This is a genomic window from Nocardia sp. NPDC003979 (genome assembly GCF_053605015.1).
Genome location: NZ_JBSGIJ010000005.1, coordinates 388,766 through 407,688, shown reverse-complemented (window position 1 = coordinate 407,688; position 18,923 = coordinate 388,766). Strand labels below are relative to the sequence as shown.

Sequence of the window (18,923 nt, the reverse complement as noted above, 5' to 3'; positions counted from 1 at the left end):
TCCTCTCGGATTTATTGGTCTGATCAGCAGAGCTGTCAGGGCGTGTCCAGGATTTTGTCGAGTGCGACGCGGGCGGCTTCGAGGAAAGCGCGATGAGAGGACAGGAAGTTCGTGCCAGCGGTGTCGACCTTGCGGCGGAATTCAGCGACATCGCCTGCAGTTGCATGCGCTTGTACGAATTCTTCCACGGCACAGACCAAGTCCCCGAGTTCCGTGAGGAGCGCATGTGCTGCCTGGGCGATGCTGTGAGGCCCTTCCAGAATGACCTTGTAGTGCGCTTTTTCGGCGCCCTTGAATAGTTCGCGAATCTCAGCCAATCGTGCTTCGTCGACGGCAACTGGTTCTGGCTCGGAGCGTAGAGCCCGGAAGTATCGCTGGTTGGCCCGATCTGCACTGCTCAGAGCCTCGAGTAGATCGAGGTATGCGGTTTGGCGTCGTTCCCGACGCCATCGCAGGTGCTCGGACCGCAACTCGTGTAGTTGCCCGTCTGCGTGCGTCTGTTGCTCCCGGGCGTGCTGGCGTTCCAACGCCGCTTGACGTCGTCCATCTGACTTCGCGGCTATGGCCGCAGTCAGCGCGGCCCCGATTGCCGTGCCGAAGATGCCTACGGCTGCGATGAGAACACTGATCACTGGATACCCTCCCCCGGCTCTCCATGAAGAGTATGCGTGATTCGGGCAGTCAAACAGGGGTATCGCGACGGTTTGTATGACGGTAGTGATTTCGAAAGCTGTTAGTAGAGAGTCAGTTCCGGCATGACCAGCTTCGCCTTCTGCAGTACCGGCGGCGAGAGCGCGGATCGTGCTTGATCGGTAAGGCAGTGGCGGAACCGCCACCACCTGTTCGCGGACCCGGGACACGGAGTCCCGCGCAACGGATGCCCCCAGATTGACGTTCCCCCTGTCCGGGCCTCGGCACACGTTGGAACAGGTCAGCCATGAAGGCGGATCGGCCAGATGCCATGAAAGCAGCGGACACGCTGTTCGGTGACGCAAGGTTTCACGGTGTCGAGGAATCCCGAAGATGCTCGTGGACGCCACATCGACGATGGTGGCGTGCCGAACCAATGCGCAGTTACGCTGGCTACGTGGCCATGTGGCGTGGCATCACACTCGGCACTCGCCGAACTAGCCACCATGGACAGGGGAGGTCGGGTGGACGTCGGGCAGGATCCTCGCCACATTCCAGCGCCGGACAACACAGGCACCGAGACAGAGAAGCGGTTTGCTTTTCAGGCGCACGTGGCCGTGCGATATGCCATAGAAATGTTGGGTGGCTACCCCGTAGCCAATGTGACATGCGAACACATCGAAGACGTCGTGGTGGCCCGCACCGTGGGCACACCCCATGGCGGCGACGCGACTTTGTGGGATTTTCAGCAGGTCAAATCGCGTGAGCGCGACAAGCCCTGGACGCTCCTACAGATCGGTGACTCCAAGGCCCTGCGCAGCCTCCTTCGAACGGATCGCATTCTCCGACAGGCTATTTCGAAAGGATCGGCCCTTAACTATCGTCTGACTGTGGCGATCGAAGGGAAACTCGCTGCCGGGGAACCTTCGTTTCGTGACATCGCACGCAGCGGCGGCAAGCGAGAATCCAGGATTCGCGCGGGGCTCGGGTCGAAACTCGAGGATCTCGCCGTCGATCCGGGCGAGCTGAGCGACTTTCTTTCCCGTGTCCACATCAACGAACTCCCGCTGCGTGGTGAGCTCGAGCGAGATAATCGAGATGCGCTGGCGGCGCTGTCAGGGCATCTGACCGTCGCCGAGATACGACACGTTCATCAGACCTTGTTCGACTTGGTGCGCTCGGCCATGCTGGAGCAGCTGTGCCCACAGTGGCAACTGTTCGTCACCCAGCCAGATCCGGCCGAGGTGGTCCTTCGAAAACGGCTGACCCCGCAAACACTTGCCACCATAGCCCTCCGGTTGCAGCGTCCCGAGCTCTTGGATTTTCTCCGAGCCAGCCGGCGCGCGGACCATCAGCATCCTTATGGGCTCCCGGAGGCGGGCCGCCCTACCAGACTGTCGGACGTTCGAGTCCCGCAAAGGATTTCGATCGCCGCGAGCAGTGACACGCTTCCCGATACCTGGCTCGGGCAGGACGCGCTGTGCATGCTGACCGCTGGACCGGGTGGGGGTAAGACCAGCCTCCTGCGCACGATTCAGGCACGCTCGGCAGCTCAGTGGCTAACAGGTATCGAGACGCAGCCGCTGGCTCTGACTGTCAACGCCGCGGCGCTGACTCCGTCTCGGCCCCTCGGCGCCGCTCTCGCCGCGGCGGCAAACGAATCCCTGTCGCTGCTCGGCCTCGAGCGCACACTCGGTGAGGAGTTTTTCCGAACAGCGCCACGACCCGGCACCACATGGCTCGTCCTCGTCGACGGAATGGACGAGATCACCGACCCTGAACTCCGCAGGGAAGTCCTCGAATGGATCGCGCACTGCGCTGATCGCCCACGTGCCGTTCATTCCTTCGTCGTGGCCGGACGACCGATATCCGATGCCGAGCGCAAGCTCCTGGGTGTCGTTCCTGAATATCGACTCGATCAGTTCTCTGCCGACGATCTTCGCAGCGCTGTCCAGGGATGGTTTCGCCAACTCGGAATCCCTCGGCCCGACACCTCGACCGAGGCATTCATTGCAGCGCTGAGCTCTGTTGGAATGTCCAGGCTGGCGCGAACACCACTGATGACCGCCCTTCTGTGCCAGGTCTATTCGCTGAATCCGGGCGGTGTGATACCCGACAGCAGAAATGCACTCTACTCGAGCTTCGCGGATCTCCTGCACGAGCGAATGCATCGTCGAGGGCAATCCGGATTTCGCACGCAGAGCAAGTCGCTGACGCAGCGATTCGGCCCGGCAGTGGCCGAGCATGCCGAATCGCTTCTGAGCGAACTGCTCGATCTCATCGGACAAATGGCCGCTGCAGACGAATCGCAACCGGTCGATCCACTGATATACATCCGCCCCGCAACGCCCGAATACCTCCCCGACCACAGTATCGAGGCATGGATCACACTGATTTCGTGCAGCCCGGCAGGCGAACGCCCACCCGGCGTCACTCGCAAGGTGTGGACGGACTTCATTGTGTCTGCACTGACCAGATGCGGCCTCCTCGTCCGCGAAGGCGACCGGCTCGAGTTCGCACATAAAACTGTGCAGGAATACTGCGCTGCACGGTGGGCTATGCGTACCCCAGAGGCATACGAGCAGGAACTGGACAGGACCCTCCACCCATGGATTTGCAACAGGGGATCCAATCCCTGGGGGGCGCCGCTGGAAACGGTGTCGTACATCAGCTTCCTGATAGAAGCCGACCGATCGGTACTACATGACATCGCCCAGCGGAAGCTGTCCGACAGAGTCACGCAAGAAAGTCTGCATTGCTGTCTTCTCGTTGCAATGATCAACCGCTTCGGATCCCTCGAACCCGGAAGTTGGCAACCTGTCATCGATCAAGCGATCCGCTCGATGACTGCAGTCGCCGAGGTCGATGAAGATCCGACAACGCGGGTCTGGGCGGCGACGATACTCTCCGAGCTCGACGAGGACCCTGGACTTGCCGCGCTGGAATCACTCGGGAAGGAAGCGACCCTGGATCACAGTTTCAACGAAGATCCGCACACACCGGATTTCAGTGTTCGGCTCCAGGCTGCCAGAACGCTGATGGAGTTCGATACTCGCCGCGGCGCGGATGCTTTGATGCAACTCGTGCTCGACGATGAGGACCTCGACGAGTTGGTGCGGGTAAGAGCTGCGGAAATCCTTTTCGAAAACTCCGACGAACGGGCCAAAGCAGCACTGAGCATGCTCGCCGAGAATAGCCCCTGGTACTACTCGCGATTCACGGCTATCAAGCTGTACTCGAAAATCGATCGCCACATGGCCGCAGAGTATTTGAACAGATTGATCGAGGACTGGCGCTACGAGGACCCCGAATCGTGTCAGGACGACGCCTACCTCCTCGCCCAGTGGGGCGACCCCCGCCAACTGCACTTGGTGAAGGATCTAGACGAGGACGACATCTGACTGTGGATTTTCGGCGGGCGTCCAGGTCGCGAACTCCAGAGTGTGGCACGACTGCTGCGACTCTCCTTGAACTACAACGTCATTCGTGCGGATCGGTGCGCGCTCCTCCGGCGCTCGTGCGCAAACTATAGACACGAAGTGCCCTTAGCTCGCCTACATAGGCGCATACCAAGGAGTGAACGCACGCATCTGCCGCCGATCGCGCGAGCTGCTACAAACCTTGAGCGCGCAGAGGCGGCCCCGCTCGCCAGTGGTGAGATCCGTTACACACTCCTCAAGTCGAGTCTCAGCAAAGCAGTGGCCGTCAGTAGGGGAAGCTGGACACCTGCGCGAGCGGGGGCGCCAGCAGCGAGAGGGCGTACGCTGGTTGACGGTATGAGCAATCAGTAGCTCACTAGTGTCCTGAGTCGTTAATTCGTTGGCGGTGGGTTAGGGCACGTAGACCAGCCCGACCTCGAACCTGAAGCCCGTCGCCGTCTCGTACACGCGAGCGTGCAGGGCGAGGTCGCTACGGCCTTCTTCGCCGTCCACAGATCGACAATGATGTCCCAGTAGTTGCCCATCCAGAGCGCGATCGAGCTGTTCCATGTCTCCTCGGACAGTTCGACCAGCGTTGCCCCGTATGCGGCGACGTTGCCTCGAATGTGGTCTGCCTGGTCCTCCGAGACCGGTTCGACGGAGTTGATCTCGCCAATTAGTCGATAGTCGCTGCTGGCCAAAGCCCGGACGATCGAGCAGAAGACGGGCCGCCACGCACCAGCGACGGGACATTCGTTGTTCTCGTCCTTGACCGGAAGAGGGCCATCGGTGGCCAAGTCATCATCCATCTGTCTCTCTTATTCGTCGCGGACCGGCACATCCCCGGTCGGCTAGCGACCCGAGTTGTTGATTCGTTGGCAGTATGCCGCGAGTGTGTCGAGGATGTCGTCGGCGGTCTTGGTCCAGACGAAGGGTTTTGGGTCGGCGTTCCAAGCGTTGACCCAGGCTTGGACATCGGCGCGCAGTTCGGTGACTCTGCGGTGGGCCGAGCGGCGCAGCTTACGGTTGGTCAACTCGGCGAACCAGCGTTCCATGAGATTGAGCCAGCTGGCCGAGGTCGGGGTGAAGTGCACATGGAACCGCGGGTGGCGCAGCAGCCACTTCTTCACTTCCGGGTTTTGTGAGGGCCGTAGTTGTCGCAGATCAGGTGCAGATCGAACTCGGTCGGCACGGCGGTGTCGATGGTCTTGAGGACCGCAGGAACTCCTGATGACGGTGACGCGCATAGTGTTCGGCGATAATCGAGCCGCTGGCCACGTCGAGTGCGGCGAACAGGTTCGTGGTGCCGTGGCGGACGTAGTCGTGAGTCATCCGCGCCGGCGTGGTCGGCATGATCGACAGTGTCGGCGCGGTACGGTCCAGGGCCTGCATCTGGCTTTTCTCGTCGACGCAGAGCACCAGCGCGTTCTCCGGCGGATTCATGTACAGCCCAACCACGTCGCGGACGTTGTCCACGAACTGCGGATCGGTTGACAGCTTCCACGTCTCGACCAGGTGCGGTTTGAGGCCGAATGCGCGCCAGATCCGCGATATCGCCGACTGTGACATGCCTGTCGCGGTCGCCATGGACCGCGTCGACCAGTGCGTATCGTGATGCGACGGTGCGGATTCCAGCGTCGTGGTGATCACCTGCTCCACCTGCTCGTCGGTGATCTTCCGCGGCGCGCCTGGGCGCGGCTCGTCCGACAGACCCTCGAGTCGATCGCGCTCGAACCGAGTCCTCCACTTACGCACCGTTTCCCGTGACACGTCTACCTGGCGGGCGACTTCGCTGTTAGAGCTACCATCCGCACATGCCAGCACGATCCGCGACCGAATTGCCAATGCCTGCGCGGTCTTTCGGCGACGCGCCCACCCGCGCAACACCTGACGCTCGGTATCCGATAGCTGAACAGGCTCGACTTTCGGCGGCACCCGGCAACCCTACACCGCCAACGAATTGACGACTCAGGACACTAGCGAAATATCGAGGTTAACCCGACGCATTTCCTCTGAACGACCCCAGGACGGCCAGATCAGTTCCACCTTCGATTCGGTTCAATAGCCAACGGCATTTGGCCGCTAATAGGGCGGTCGGTTCTTCGGAATAGAATGAGCTACGGATCGCTTCGTCCAGAATCGCTGCGAGCAGTTTAGAGGCAACAAGAAGGGTGGTGTGCATTGCGTAGGGTTCAAGTATGCCAGCGTGGACTATTTGATTCCTGGCGTCGTAGAGGCGGCGAAGCGATTCTGAAAATTCATTTCTCAACGTATGCAAGTAACGCGAATTACGGACCAGGAGCTTGGCTTCTTGCAGCGCCACTGTTCCCTGCTCCTCTCCAGCCATCAACTCGCCGCCTATCGCGAGGTGTTCCACGGTGAATGCAAAACGCTGCCCGGGCGTCGCTGAACTCAACTTGTGTGAGAACTCGTCATGCGCATCCCGAATATGCTCCTTAACGAGCCCCAAGAATAGATCCGTAACATACATGCAGGTCAGAAGATCAGCGGCGCGGTCGGCAATATCCGCCAAGGACCCAAAATCTGTCGAATCGGCAAAGAGCGTCTCCACCATCGCCCAGCTGGTAATGCAGGCTGCGCGAGATGATGTTCCGTCCGAACTCCCAAGGAGGTCGAGCGCTGCTTCAAGCTCAGGGGTCAGCGGCTGTAATAGATGCCTTCCTCCTTCCGAATCCAGGGAACGAACCATGAGCCGAGGAGTATCTACAGAAGTAATCTGCATCTCGCATTTGTCCCCTGGAACAACCCAGTACGTATCCGACAAATCTAGTGCCCGTTTGTCGGCTCCGATGCGGCTCCGCATTGCCGCTGAGGAAAGCCTTCTGACAAATAGATCGTATGCACTGTGTTTTTCTAGTGCGGTTATTTGCAACACGAGCCCACCCACGTGGTCCGGAGGCTCTGCGTCTGGAAGGTACTCCGCAAACTGGACGGTGAATTCTTCTTTCGACAGCCATGGCGGGCCGCTCCCGTAATCGCATGCCGTTCTTGGAATTAAGGGAACTAGGTAGGTGTAGATTCCTGTGCCGTTTGTAAAGACCTCGCTTGCTTTACCTATGAGCGCGCGGAGTGAGCTCCTCTCGGAGGAGTGCTTGAGATAGTAACTGCAGGTTTTAGCTATCCATCTATCCGAGAAGCCATAGGTTCGTAGGGCGCCCGCAATATAACTAGCTATGGAGTTTATATCGACTCTCGCCTTCTTGGGATCCTCCGACTCATCGATGCTTTCAATGTGCGAGTTCAATAGCTCAAAATAATCGACGCGAACTTTTTCTACTTCATGCTTCATAATGAAGTATGAAGAACTTCCGAGAGAGAAGGCATCGGCCTTCTTTGGAAGCGAGCCAAGAATCTGCCCTCTACGCTTTCCGGTGATCGCTGGGTCCTGCTCGGTGACGCGGCGAGCGGTGCTTATCACATACTGCTTACGGGCTAACGACGCTCCCGACCCAGCTAGTGATAAGCACTCCTCCAGCGCGCCGAGTGTACCTACCCTCCATAAGTTGTCACGCCACTCACCATCGGCCGCGACCAGCGCTGCGATCCTTTGCGTGATCGCCTTTCCTACTCCATCATCTTCGAACATTGGGATAGTAAATCAGAAGTGTGCGGCACTGGTGGCATTAGCCTCGTTGTTGGGATTCGATGTTGTCTCCACGATCTGCGGCTCGCGTTTTACATAGATTTCAGGCAGCATGCTACTTGCGCCTACGAGTCCTCGTCAGGTTGAGCGAACTCATGTCGATTCTCCCAGGTAGGTCTGTGTGTGCGCAGTCGGTCAGCATATTTGGCTAGCGCTGCTCGCTGTTGCGGTGGTGTAGCGTCTATCACACGTTGCGATACGTGTTCGCGCAGGTGCTCGAAGAAATCGAACCCGCGCCGGTGTTCGGCTTGGCTCAATACCGCCTTACCTGGGTACCTGCGGTCGACGTACTCGCGCAATGGCACCGGTAGCGGCTCGCGTCCCAGCTCGCCCCCGAGCGGGTGGATATTCCGCCACCGCTTGAGCAGCGCGACGACATCGACGCCTCGCTCCGCCAACCCGTCAAGCATCAGTAAATCCCGCCAGGTCACGATCGCCGGAACATGCACCCGGTAGAAGTTCGGATTCTCGTTGAATCGATGGACGGACGGAGCTGCATTGGTGAAGACCAAATTCTCGGTGGCGAGGTCGCTCGGAATTCCGGCATCGGGAACGATGACCAACGGAACGAACCGGGTGCGGCTCGTTACTTTCGTGGCGAGCTTGTTCCACCCTCGGTCCACGAACAACTCGACCGTGCTGAGAAGCTGTCTGAACTTCGTCGTGGTGAATCGACTGCGGATCTCCTCCTGAAGGGTTTCGAAGGTTCCACTGCCCTCAGAAAAGGGCTGAGGTAGATTGCGCATGTTGGCATCAACTAGCACACACCCGTGGTCCCGGAACAGTGCAAAGTCACAGATCTTGGGCACCTTGCCTTTGTTGGTGCGCCACGCCATTTTCATGACTTTCTCGCCCACGAGCACGGTCTGTCCGCTGGTGTCGTAAGTGCAGATGCGATCCAGAACCTCACCGACTCGTTCTTCAAAGATGTCGCGCATCGCGGCGGCGTAGTGATCTGCCTGCTTGGGATCCCTCTGACGCAGCATCGCCTGTGATTCGAGATACAGGTGATCGCCGAATATTCGCTGGATGACGAACTGAAAACGCACTGGTAGCAATGCGCCGTCATCGAGCCGTACAAAGGGGTACTGTTGCAATTTGTAGCGAGTCCAGAGGGACGCGCCGGAACCTCGCTCCCGGGTCAGTAGTGCCCGCATTTCGGCCAGCGGCAGCGTGCAGTGCTCGATCAGGAACGCTACGGCTTCCGGCGCGACCCTTGATTTCTCGAAAAATGCGGTGTCGATCCGCGCGAAACCTTCGTGCCGCCAGAGGTTGTAGAACAACCATCCCAACGATAAGAAATCATCTAATGCAACCCCGGTGATTCGTTTCCACTGAGATGCAGGACTCTCGGCGAGATCGGCGATAGTCTTCGACGCTGTACGGGTCGACCACGCTCGCTGCCAGGTACTGGCGGTTGAGGTCGAAAGAAACTCCAGTGGTTCGGGGAACAGTAGCGAAGCCTGGGCAACCCGGCTGACCGTCAGGTCCGCGAGTGCAGAATCGAAATTGGCCCCTAACGAAGGCATGGCCGCTTCGTTTGCCTCGTCAGCGATCGTGAGCAGCATCGCCAAAAGTTCGTCATCAGAAACGATCTCTGGATCGTCGATCTCGGAGGTCGCATCTGCATACTCGATGATCTCTTTGGCGGCGATCAGCAGAGGCGCAGGGTGCAGTATTGCGTTTCCGCGACGCAGTTGAGCGATCGCCTGGCATCGCGCCTCCTCGGTCACGCCGTTTAGGAACGACAGCACCACCAAGTCGTCACTGCTGGTGATCGCAGACAGATCGAGGTCTGCGATCAGCCGAGAGACCTTCTCCAAGGTCGGAGCCAGACTCGATCGGGCCCACCGCTCCCGGCGGGCCGCACTGTCCATGACAGCGAGCGCAGGGACATCGTCAATTCTGGCGATGCGCGGACCGGCATCTTGGCGGAAGAACTCATCCAGGTTCACGAGTCAAGCATGCCCTGCGCTACCGACACGCTCGCGCGCGGCCTGAACTGCTTCAGCACGGCCAAGATCATCCGTCTTTTCGGTGTCGGGTAGGTCATCAGCATCAGGATCCTCGCTCCAGGTTCCGCCTGTCAGTCTCGAAGTAGCCCGGGTCGTTCGCAGCTCCTGCCGTACGGGATGCAGGGGTGGGGATGCTCGCAGGGGTCGGGGTGTCTTGGTATACGTGGCTCGAGCAAGGACGTGACATTTCGGTCTTCGGGGATGTTCTCGATGCCGTCGCGGGGGTTCTGCGAATGAACGAGTCCGAACGCGCGCACCTGTATTTGCTCGCGGGACTCAACCCGCCGCCTGCGAATGGATCAGGCGCGGAGGTGACCGCGGAAATCCGAGCGCTTCTCGACGGGTGGGAGCGTGGGCCCGCCGTGGTGCGCGACCGCTACTGGAACATCCTCGCGTTCAACACTCTTGCCGGTCGGATCTTCGGGTGCGACGACGGGGAACCACACAACTGCCTCGTCACCTTCTTCACCAGTCCCCGCTATCGCGGTCTGCCCGAGATCTGGGCCGCTGCGGCACCGGGTGTTGTCGCGGCCTACCGTGCCGACGCGGCGCTCGCCCCGCACGACGAGGAATTCGACCGTGTGGCAGAAGAACTCGTGGCATCGTCACCCGAATTCGCACGACTGTGGGACCGGCACGAGGTGGGTGTCCCAGCGCAAGCTGTCAACGCCCTACTCCACCCCGAAGCCGGCGAACTGTTCTTCGACGCCACAACCCTCACCGTCGCCGACAACCCCAATTGGTCCGTGATCCTCTACAACCCGAAACCCGGCACAGCCACCCACGCCCGCCTGTCCACCCTCCCCCACCTCACCGAATCCGCCTGACACCGGCCGCGACGAAGCCGTCGTGCCTGACAGTCAGGGTGGTGGTGGCACACCCCTGATAAACGCGCACTGTTTGCCTGTTCGGCGGAGGCGCAAGGTGAGTGCATGACGCACAACAGGTTTCGGTTCGACGGGAAGATCGCTCTGGTTACCGGGGGTAGCAGTGGAATGGGGCTGGCTGCTGCTCGGCGGTTGATCGAGGAGGGTGGGCGGGTTGTGGTGACCGGTCGGGATAAGGGGCGGCTGGATGCGGCGGTCGAGGTGTTGGGTGATCGGGCGGTCGGGATTGCTGGGGATATGGCCGATCTCGGCGATCTCGATGCTGTGATGGGGACGATCTCCGAGCGGTTCGGACGGCTCGATGTGGTGTTCGCCAATGCGGGGATCGGGTCGTTCCAGGCGATCGAGCAGGTGAGCGACGAGCTGTTCGGGCAGGTGATCGACAGCAATTTCAAGGGGGCGTTCTTCACGATTCAGAAGGCGCTGCCGGTGCTGGTCGACCACGGTGCCATCGTCATCAACGCGTCGTTCGGCCTGCACCGTGGGGTGCCGGGTGCGGCGTTGTATTCGGCGAGCAAGGCGGCGGTGCACAATCTGACGCGCACGCTCGCGGCGGAATTGGCGCCACGCCGTATCCGGGTCAATTCGGTGAGTCCGGGCTACATCGACACGCCGGCCTTCCGCGCCGAACTCTCCGAGTCGGCACAGGCGGGGGTCGCGGCCCTCTCCCCCGCCGGCCGCGTCGGCACCGTGGACGATATCGCCGCCGCCTTCGCTTTCCTGGCCTCCGCCGAGGCCTCCTACATCAACGGCCACGACCTACGTATCGACGGCGGCCTCACTGCGGTGGATGCCGCCGCACTGCTCTAGCTTCGGGGCGACCGAGGCAGTGCGCGGCCGCACCGCTCAGCGCACGGCGGCGCGGCCGCGCAACCGGCCGAGGACGACCAGTACCACGAGGGTCACCGTGACGAGGATTGTTGTCGCGGCGGCGGCGTCGAAGACCTCTCCTCGGTCGGTCTGGGCGAAGATGCTGACCGGCAGGGTTTTCCAGGTGGCGGGGTACACCATGATCGTGGCCCCGAGCTCGCCCATGGACAGGGCGATCGAGAGGCCCGCTGCGGCGCCGAGGGCGGGAAGCAGGAGGGGGAGGGTGATCTGGGTCAGGACGCGAACCGGACCCGCGCCGAGGGATTCAGCGGCTTGGCGATAGGCGGGGTCGAGGCGGTCGAGGGCGGCGGAGATGGCGCTGAAGGCGTAGGCGAGGACCAGGACAGTGTGGGCCAGGATGACGATCCACTTGGTGCCGCCGAGCAGCAGCGGACGTTCGTTGAAGGCGATGAGGACGCCGAGACCGATGGCCACCGAGGGCACCGCGACCGGCAGGTGGAAGACGGCGTCGGTGAGGCGACGCAACCAGGTGGGCGCTTCACGGGCCGCGAGGGCGGCCCAGGTGCCGACGATCAGGGCGACCGCGCCCGAGATCAGCGCGGTCTGCAGGCTCACCGACAAGCTCGCGGCCTGTTCACCGCTCACAGCGCTGCCGAGATTGGCGAAACCGAGGTCCGCCGGGAGCGGGCCGGTCCAGCTGCCCGCGAGCGCGGCGAGAACGACCGTCGCGATCGGGGCGACGAAGACCACCGTCACCACGAGCCCGAAGACGGTGAGTACCAACAGTTTCCCGCGCGGAGTCCAGACGAGCACGATCAGTCCTCCTTCGGACGGGCGATGAACCGGGCGAACACGAGCCGGTAGGTGAGGTACAGGGTGAGCGACAGCACCACCTGCACGGTGGCGAGGACGGCGGCGCCGGGCAGGTCGAAGGTGACGATGCCGCGGGTGTAGATCAACGCGGGCAGCGTGATGACACCCTTGGCGCCGGTGAACAGCACGATGCCGAACTCGTTGAGCGTCAGCAGCAATACGAGGCTGCCGCCTGCCGCCAGCGCGGGCCACGCTTCGGGCAGCACCACCTGGCGCAGCACCCGCCACGGCGAGGCACCGAGACTGGCCGCCGCATCGAGCTGTTCACGCGGCAGTTGCGCGAACGCGGCGAGCACGGGGCGCACCACGAACGGGGTGAAGAAGGTGATCTCGGCCAGGATCACACCCAGCGGCGTGGTGAGGAAATCGATCACCGGTGTTGTCGCCCCGGTCAATTCGGCGATCAACGCGTTCACCGCCCCCGCCGTGCCGTAGAGGAACGTGAAGGCCAGGGTGATGAGGAACGACGGCAGCGTGAGGATGGTGTCGATGAGTCGGCCGACCACCCCCGACCCGGCAAACGGCACGAACGCGAGCACGATCGCCAGGAACGTGCCGAGCACCAGGCAGCCGAGCGTCGAGCACACGGCAATGGAGATGGTGCGCCACAACGCGTCCCGAAACGCCGCCGAGCCGAGGACCGTCGACCACACCTCGGTGCCGCGTCCGGTGGGCGTGCGCGTCGACTCCGTGAGGACCCGGAGAATCGGATAGCCGGCGATGCCGAGCACGATGAGCACGGGCGGCAGAACCCAGAGCACGGGCGCCCACGAGCGCTGCGTACCAACGGCTTCCGGCTCGACGGCTCCGGGCGGATCCAGCACCGGCGCACTCATCACCAGACCTCGCCGTCGTAGCACAGACCGAAGTCGTGTCCGATCATCGCAGAGAATCCAACTGACATCATGATGCCGATCCCTCACCGCGAGAACTCGCGCCGACCGTGTTCGCGATCAACACACCGGCAGGATCGGGCAAGACGACCCCGACGACCGAACCCACCGCAGCGGTGAAATGCCCCGGCACGTCGGCGGCGAGCACGGACGGCAACCCGTCGACATCCAACTCGACCCGGGTCGACGCCCCACGCCACACCGCGCTACGCACCGTGGCACGCAACGCATCTCGATCGGAGGTCTTGCTGAGGGTGATGGTGTGCGGGCGCACGCACAGCAGCGCGGCGTCGTCCGGCTTCCATTCGTCCTGCCCGACACCGGGCACCGGCGCCTGGGCACGCAGTGTCGAGGTTCCCGCGGTGACCAGTGCCGCGGTCCCGGTGACGTGCTTCACCGTGCACGGCACCAGGTTCGCCCCACCGAGGAACCCGGCGGTGAAATCGGAAGGTGGTCGCTGCCAGAGGTTTTCGGCGGTGTCGATGTCGACGAGGCGGGAATCACGCATCACCGCGATCCGGTCGGCCAGCGCGAGCGCCTCGGCCTGATCATGGGTGACGTACAGCATCGCCGTGTCGGGCAACGCCTTCCGCAATTGCTGCAGTTCGCCGAGCATCGAGTGCCGCAACTGCGCGTCGAGGGCGGCGAGTGGTTCGTCGAGCAGCAGCACCCTCGGCCGGATGGCCAGCGCACGGGCGATCGCCACCCGCTGCTGCTGACCACCCGACAGTTCCCTCGGTAGACGCTCGGCATAGCCACCCATGCCGACCATCTCCAAGGCCTCGGTCACGCGCGGACCGATCTCGGCACGCGGCACCCGCTGCGACTTCAACCCGAACGCCACATTGCTGTGCACGCTCATGTGCGGGAACAGCGCATAGGACTGCACGACCACGCCGATCCCCCGCTTGGCCGGCGAGAGCGCGGTGACATCGCGCCCGGCCAACCGCACCGAACCCGAGGTGGGACGGACGAAGCCGGCCAGCGCCTTGAGTGCGGTCGACTTGCCCGACCCACTCGGACCGAGGAGCGCCACGGTCTCGCCGACGGCGACGCGCAGATTGAAGTCGGCCAGTGCGACAGCGGCTTTGCGACCCCTGCCATAACTCACCCCGACCCGGTCGAACACGATCGCCGGTTCGGTCGCAGCGGTCTCGGCCGACACGATCGACCCCGTGCGCACGTCACCCTCGGACATTGCGGACTCCTTTACAGCGCAGCGTGTTTCAGCTGCCGGTTGCCTTCTGGTATGCCGCGAGATCGGCATCCAGCTCGGTGAGCACCTTGGTCCAGTCGACCGGAACGATCTCGACGCCGCGCATGGTCGCCGCGGGGCCACCCTCGGCCGGGGCGGGGACGTCGGTGCGCGGTGACACCGCGAACGCCTCGGGGCCGAGCTTGGCCTGGGCCTCGGGGGCGAGCAGGAAACGCATCAGCTCGGTGGCGTCGTCCTTGTGCGGCGCGCCCTTGGCAAGGCCCATCATGTACGGCACCGCCACGGTGGAGCGCTTGCCGTCGGCGGCGGGGAAGAAGACGTTGAACTTCGAACCCTTCTCCTTCACCGTGGTGAGGTTCATCTGCACGTCGCCGTTGGCGATGAGCAACTCACCCTTGTCGACCTTGGCCTGCAGCTTGCCGGTCGACGACGACGGGCCGACATTGTTGGCCTGCAACGCCGCCAGGTAGTCCAGCGCACCCTGCTTGCCGCGCAACTGCTGCAGCAGCACGAGCACCGCCGTGCCGTCACCGGCCTGGCCGGGCGTCGAGTACTGCAGCTTGCCCTTGAACTCCGGCTTCAGCAGGTCGTCCCAGGCGAGCGCGCCGGCATCGACCGACGGGTTGGCGATGAAGCACAGGAAGTTGTTGGCCATCGTCACGTAGTTGCCGTCGGGATCCTTGTCGGCGGCCGGGATCGCGGCGGTGTCGATACCGCTGGGCTGCAGCAGACCCGACTGCTCGGCCTTCTGGATGAACGGCGGCAGGGTGACCACGATGTCGGCCTGCGGATTGGACTGTTCCTTGTCGACCCGGTTGACCACCTCGCCCGACCCGGCCTCGACCAGGTTCACCGCGATCCCGGTCTGCTCGGTGAACTCGTCGAAGCGGTTCTTGTACCAGCCGCCGACGCCGTCGGCGGAGTACACGGTGACGGTGCGGCCGTCGGCCGACTCGGTTCCGGTGCCGCCACACGCCGAGGAGAACGCGACGACGGTGACGCCCGCCAGCAGCAACGCGGTGCGCGCGAGGCGGCGTCTGGTGAGGAAAGTACGCACGATGACAACAACTTTCGTTTCACGGAGGTGCATTCGCCGCGGCGGTCGCCGCGACGGAAGTTCAGGCCAGGAGCAGGGCGGGGAAGTCGGCCACGGAGTCGATGACGTGGGTCGCGCCCGCCTCTCGCAGCTGTGCCGCGCTGTGCGCGCCGGTCAGGGTGCCCGCGACGATGCGCGCCCCGGCCGCCAGACCGGTCGCGATATCGCTGGTGGTGTCGCCGAGGACGGCGATCCGGTCGACCGCGTCGACCCGCAGGCGCAGTGCCGCGGTGAGCACCATGTCCGGGTAGGGACGGCCACGGCCGGCGTCGGACGGAGCGAGGGTGAGGTCGGCCAGCTCGGCCCAGCCGAGCGCGGACAGCAGCTTGTCCTGGGTGCCGCGGCTGAACCCGGTGGTGAGCGCCACCCGGACACCCGCGTCGCGCAGGGCCGTGATCGCCTCTACCGCACCGGGTATCGGCGCGATGTCGGCCTCGCCGACGAGCGCGTCGTAGGCCGCCTCGAAGGCGCGATTACCGGCCTGGGCCGCGTCCTCGTCACCGAGCAGCGCACGGAAGACCTCGATCTTGGACTGCCCCATGGTGTCGAGCACGTATCGGCGGGCCGCCTCGCGACGTGGGCCGTCGGACTCGATCCCGACCGCGGTCGCCGCCTCCTCGAAGGCGCGAAGCACCAATCCGCCGTCGGCGACGGTTGTACCGGCCATGTCGAGCACGGCGAGCTGAATGTCGTTGTGGTGCATGGTGATCCTCACAGTCCGATCTCGTCGGCGGTTTGTTCGCCGAGGGCGGGGCCGAGCGTCATTCCGCGACCGCCCGGGCCGGTCACCACCCACACATTGGTGTCGGCCCGCACCCGGGTGACGATGGCGTCCGGGTCGACGCTCTGGCTGTAGACCCCCGCCCAGCGGCGCACCACCCGCGGCAGCTTGCGACCGAGCAGTTCCTCGGTCACCTCGGTGAGGTGGTCGTAGGGCGCTTCGTCGACGTCGAAGGCGAACGGTTCGGTGTATTCGTGGGTATCGCCGATGGTCAGCCCGCCGTGCAACCGCTGCACACACAGCAGTTGCATCTTGTGCTCGGCGGCGGTGGCGGTCTGCGACTGTTCGCGCGCGAGCGAATCCACCTGCGGGCCGGCGAAACCCGGGTAGTAGCGGAAGCTGTCGCCGTCGGCGATCGCCGTGGTGAGCGCTTCGCCGAGCGGCTCGGTCTGCATCATCTGCAACCGCACCCGGCGCACCGGCAGCACACCGGCCAGTTCCCGGGTGAGCCCGGAATGCGCCGCGCCGGGGCAGTACACCACCAGGTCGGCCTCGTGACGGCGGCCCTGATCGTCGAGCACCACCGCACCGGCGCCGGTGTCGGTGACCGACCGGGCCTCGGTCGACTCGTGGAAGGTGTAGCGACCGCTGGCGGCCATGTGGGCGCGCAACGCGGGCAACGCCTGCCGCGACTCCACCGCCGCGTCGGTCGAACAGTGCAGGCCGGCCAGGTATTTGCCGCGCAGCGCCGGGTTGTGCGCCAGCACTTGCTCGGGTTCGAGCAGGGTGAAACCGCGATCGGCCGCGGTCGGCCCCGCCGCGGCGGCCTCGGCGACGGCCAGCTCCGCCGGGGTACGGACCAGGGTGATGGACCCGGCTGGCCGGAAACCGACGCCCGCGACCCGACCGCCGATCTCCTCCCACAGCTCGCGCGAGCGCAGCGTGAGCTCGAGTTCGCCTGCCGACCGCCCGGATACCCAAACCAGGCCGAAATTGCGGACCGTCGCGCCGCGCGCCTCGCGTTCGCGTTCCAGGTGGACGACCTCGTGGCCGCGGGCTATCGCGGCCCAGGCGTGCGCCGTGCCGAGAATCCCACCACCGATGATGACCAATCGCATGGCACCGATAGTGGCAAATGGTCTAGACCGATAGGTGTGGCCAGGGCGAACACCGCGTTAACTTTTGGTATAGACCAATCCGGGTACGCTGAGCGACATGGATTCACCGCACACCACGCGCGTCCCGAAGGTGTTCCGCGTCCGCACCGAGATCGACGCGATCCTCGCCGAACTCGACGAGGGCGACCCGGTGCCCTCGGAACGCGATCTCGCCACCCGCTTCGGAGTGGCGCGCGAGACGGTGCGCCACGCGCTGCGGGAACTGCTGGTGGAGGGCAGGATTCGCCGACGCGGACGCGGAACTGTCGTATCGCGGCCGAAGCTAACCCAGCCGCTGTCGCTGCGCTCCTACACCGAGGGCGCGATCAGTCTCGGCCGCGTACCCGGCCGCATAGTCGTCGCCTGGGAAGACGTTCCCGCCGACGCGCAGACCGCGACCGATCTCGAGGTGGAACCCGGCACGCCGGTGATGCACCTCGAACGCGTCCTGCTCGCCGACGGTGAACGCATCGGCCTGGAAAGCACCTATCTGCCACTGCATCGCTTCGGCGGGCTTCGTGGCAGTTACGACCCGACCACGTCGCTCTACGCCGCGATCCGCGCCACCGGCGTGAGCTTTGCCGGTGCACGGGAACGCATCGAGACCGTTCTCGCCTCGCCACGGGAGGCGGGCCTGCTCGAAAGCACGACCGCACTACCGATGTTGCTGCTGCACAGGCGAAGTGTCGATGCGGACGGCGCACCCATCGAACGGGTGCGCTCGCTCTATCGTGGTGACCGCGTCGCCTTCGAGGCGAGGCTGTCACCGGAACCTGCGTAGCCCCTACTGCTCGGGCAGCCTTCGCCTGCCACCGATCACATCGGTGACGAGGTCGGTGTAGCCGTCGACCAGCTCGGCCAGGTGATACCAATGTTTGTGCGTGCTGTCGCTTCGCGCGCCGTCCAGATCGATGGCCTGGTTGGCATCCACCCAGCTTCGCGCCATCCTGTCGACGACGGCGCCGAGACTTTCGGTGTGCAGCGAGGCACCCGTCCGATTCACCGGAATCTCGGCGACAATCCAGTCGTTGATGTCGTCGACGAGTTCTCCTCGACGGCAATCTATTTCGGCGATCAATGCGGCGTCACGCACCTGTGCCCGCCGTTCGTGCAGCTCAGCGAGCGCGTGTGCCGATCGCAGCAATTCGCGATCCTGGAAACGCCGCCCCTGGAAGGCGCACAACAATTGTGGCGCCGTCGGCAGTACCCCACCCATCACCGGCGCGCTCATCGCAACGCCCCGAATTCACCCGACACCCAAGATTTGTCTACCAACATGATTGGCTCTCGATTCGGTTATCCCGGTCTTCTGTTCGGCTTGCTCGCAACCAGGCTAACTGGATCATGCTCGCTCACAACGGGAAACGCAAGATTGCGTTGTCACTCCTGCAGTAAAGCCGCCCTGACAGAATCGCGAGTCACTTGACCATCAGCGAACAGGCCGACCGGCATTCTTTCCCGAACCCGTGACAGCATGGACGAGCAGCGCAATAATGCGATTCACGTGACGCGCCACAGGCG

15 protein-coding genes and 1 pseudogene are annotated in these 18,923 nt (G+C 63.5%); 4 read left to right on the top strand and 12 right to left on the bottom strand.

All coding sequences use genetic code 11. From position 1 onward, the window contains the following. Positions 1-35: 35 nt before the first annotated feature. Positions 36-632: a hypothetical protein gene (locus tag ACWEVR_RS14220; RefSeq protein ID WP_452467285.1), complete on the bottom strand. Its 597-nt coding sequence runs from the start codon at positions 630-632 to the stop codon at positions 36-38. A gap of 522 nt (positions 633-1,154) precedes the next feature. Between ACWEVR_RS14220 and ACWEVR_RS14215 the strand changes: the two genes are divergently transcribed. Then, complete coding sequence (locus tag ACWEVR_RS14215; RefSeq protein ID WP_452467284.1) at positions 1,155-4,031, top strand: dsDNA nuclease domain-containing protein; 2,877 nt, start codon at positions 1,155-1,157, stop codon at positions 4,029-4,031. Positions 4,032-4,441: 410 nt separating this feature from the next. On the opposite strand, the gene ACWEVR_RS14210 is transcribed toward ACWEVR_RS14215, so the two are convergent. The 4 genes and pseudogenes from ACWEVR_RS14210 to ACWEVR_RS14195 all read right to left on the bottom strand — a co-directional run bounded on the left by ACWEVR_RS14210 (position 4,442) and on the right by ACWEVR_RS14195 (position 9,668). Continuing rightward, the gene (locus ACWEVR_RS14210; protein ID WP_452467283.1) at positions 4,442-4,858 is read right to left on the bottom strand and encodes a DUF7668 domain-containing protein; all 417 of its coding nucleotides are present in this window, start codon (positions 4,856-4,858) and stop codon (positions 4,442-4,444) included. Positions 4,859-4,900: 42 nt separating this feature from the next. Next, positions 4,901-5,984: pseudogene (locus ACWEVR_RS14205) on the bottom strand (IS630 family transposase). A 58-nt stretch (positions 5,985-6,042) separates the two neighbouring features. Then, positions 6,043-7,656: a hypothetical protein gene (locus tag ACWEVR_RS14200; protein ID WP_452467282.1), complete on the bottom strand. Its 1,614-nt coding sequence runs from the start codon at positions 7,654-7,656 to the stop codon at positions 6,043-6,045. 122 nt (positions 7,657-7,778) lie between these two features. Continuing rightward, positions 7,779-9,668: a hypothetical protein gene (locus ACWEVR_RS14195; RefSeq protein WP_452467281.1), complete on the bottom strand. Its 1,890-nt coding sequence runs from the start codon at positions 9,666-9,668 to the stop codon at positions 7,779-7,781. A 293-nt stretch (positions 9,669-9,961) separates the two neighbouring features. Between ACWEVR_RS14195 and ACWEVR_RS14190 the strand changes: the two genes are divergently transcribed. Both ACWEVR_RS14190 and ACWEVR_RS14185 read left to right on the top strand, forming a co-directional pair. Further along, positions 9,962-10,555: an MmyB family transcriptional regulator gene (locus ACWEVR_RS14190; RefSeq protein WP_452467280.1), complete on the top strand. Its 594-nt coding sequence runs from the start codon at positions 9,962-9,964 to the stop codon at positions 10,553-10,555. A gap of 105 nt (positions 10,556-10,660) precedes the next feature. Further along, entirely contained in the window at positions 10,661-11,425 is a 765-nt protein-coding gene (locus tag ACWEVR_RS14185) for a glucose 1-dehydrogenase (RefSeq protein ID WP_452467279.1), read from the top strand. Between the two features lie 36 nt (positions 11,426-11,461). Here the strand turns inward: ACWEVR_RS14185 and ACWEVR_RS14180 are convergent, their stop codons facing one another. The 6 genes from ACWEVR_RS14180 to ACWEVR_RS14155 all read right to left on the bottom strand — a co-directional run bounded on the left by ACWEVR_RS14180 (position 11,462) and on the right by ACWEVR_RS14155 (position 17,363). Then, on the bottom strand, positions 11,462-12,259 hold the full coding sequence (locus tag ACWEVR_RS14180; RefSeq protein ID WP_452467278.1) for an ABC transporter permease: 798 nt from the start codon (positions 12,257-12,259) through the stop codon (positions 11,462-11,464). A 2-nt stretch (positions 12,260-12,261) separates the two neighbouring features. Beyond that, entirely contained in the window at positions 12,262-13,155 is an 894-nt protein-coding gene (locus ACWEVR_RS14175) for a 2-aminoethylphosphonate ABC transporter permease subunit (protein WP_452467277.1), read from the bottom strand. 67 nt (positions 13,156-13,222) lie between these two features. Then, positions 13,223-14,410, bottom strand: coding sequence for an ABC transporter ATP-binding protein (locus tag ACWEVR_RS14170; protein WP_452467276.1), 1,188 nt, complete (start codon positions 14,408-14,410; stop codon positions 13,223-13,225). Between the two features lie 28 nt (positions 14,411-14,438). After that, positions 14,439-15,518 (bottom strand): 2-aminoethylphosphonate ABC transporter substrate-binding protein, encoded by a 1,080-nt coding sequence (locus tag ACWEVR_RS14165; protein ID WP_452467275.1) that lies wholly within the window; start codon positions 15,516-15,518, stop codon positions 14,439-14,441. Positions 15,519-15,546: 28 nt separating this feature from the next. Then, positions 15,547-16,227: a phosphonatase-like hydrolase gene (locus ACWEVR_RS14160; RefSeq protein ID WP_452467274.1), complete on the bottom strand. Its 681-nt coding sequence runs from the start codon at positions 16,225-16,227 to the stop codon at positions 15,547-15,549. 8 nt (positions 16,228-16,235) lie between these two features. Then, positions 16,236-17,363 carry a TIGR03364 family FAD-dependent oxidoreductase gene (locus ACWEVR_RS14155; protein ID WP_452467273.1) on the bottom strand — a complete coding sequence of 376 codons (1,128 nt, stop codon included), beginning with the start codon at positions 17,361-17,363 and terminating at the stop codon, positions 16,236-16,238. A gap of 97 nt (positions 17,364-17,460) precedes the next feature. Here ACWEVR_RS14155 and ACWEVR_RS14150 point away from each other — a divergent pair, with 97 nt between their 5' ends. Beyond that, positions 17,461-18,183: a GntR family transcriptional regulator gene (locus tag ACWEVR_RS14150; protein ID WP_067636502.1), complete on the top strand. Its 723-nt coding sequence runs from the start codon at positions 17,461-17,463 to the stop codon at positions 18,181-18,183. A gap of 3 nt (positions 18,184-18,186) precedes the next feature. Here the strand turns inward: ACWEVR_RS14150 and ACWEVR_RS14145 are convergent, their stop codons facing one another. Further along, positions 18,187-18,546, bottom strand: a complete 360-nt coding sequence (locus ACWEVR_RS14145) for a DUF4254 domain-containing protein (protein WP_067496462.1) — start codon at positions 18,544-18,546, stop codon at positions 18,187-18,189. Positions 18,547-18,923: the final 377 nt, after the last annotated feature.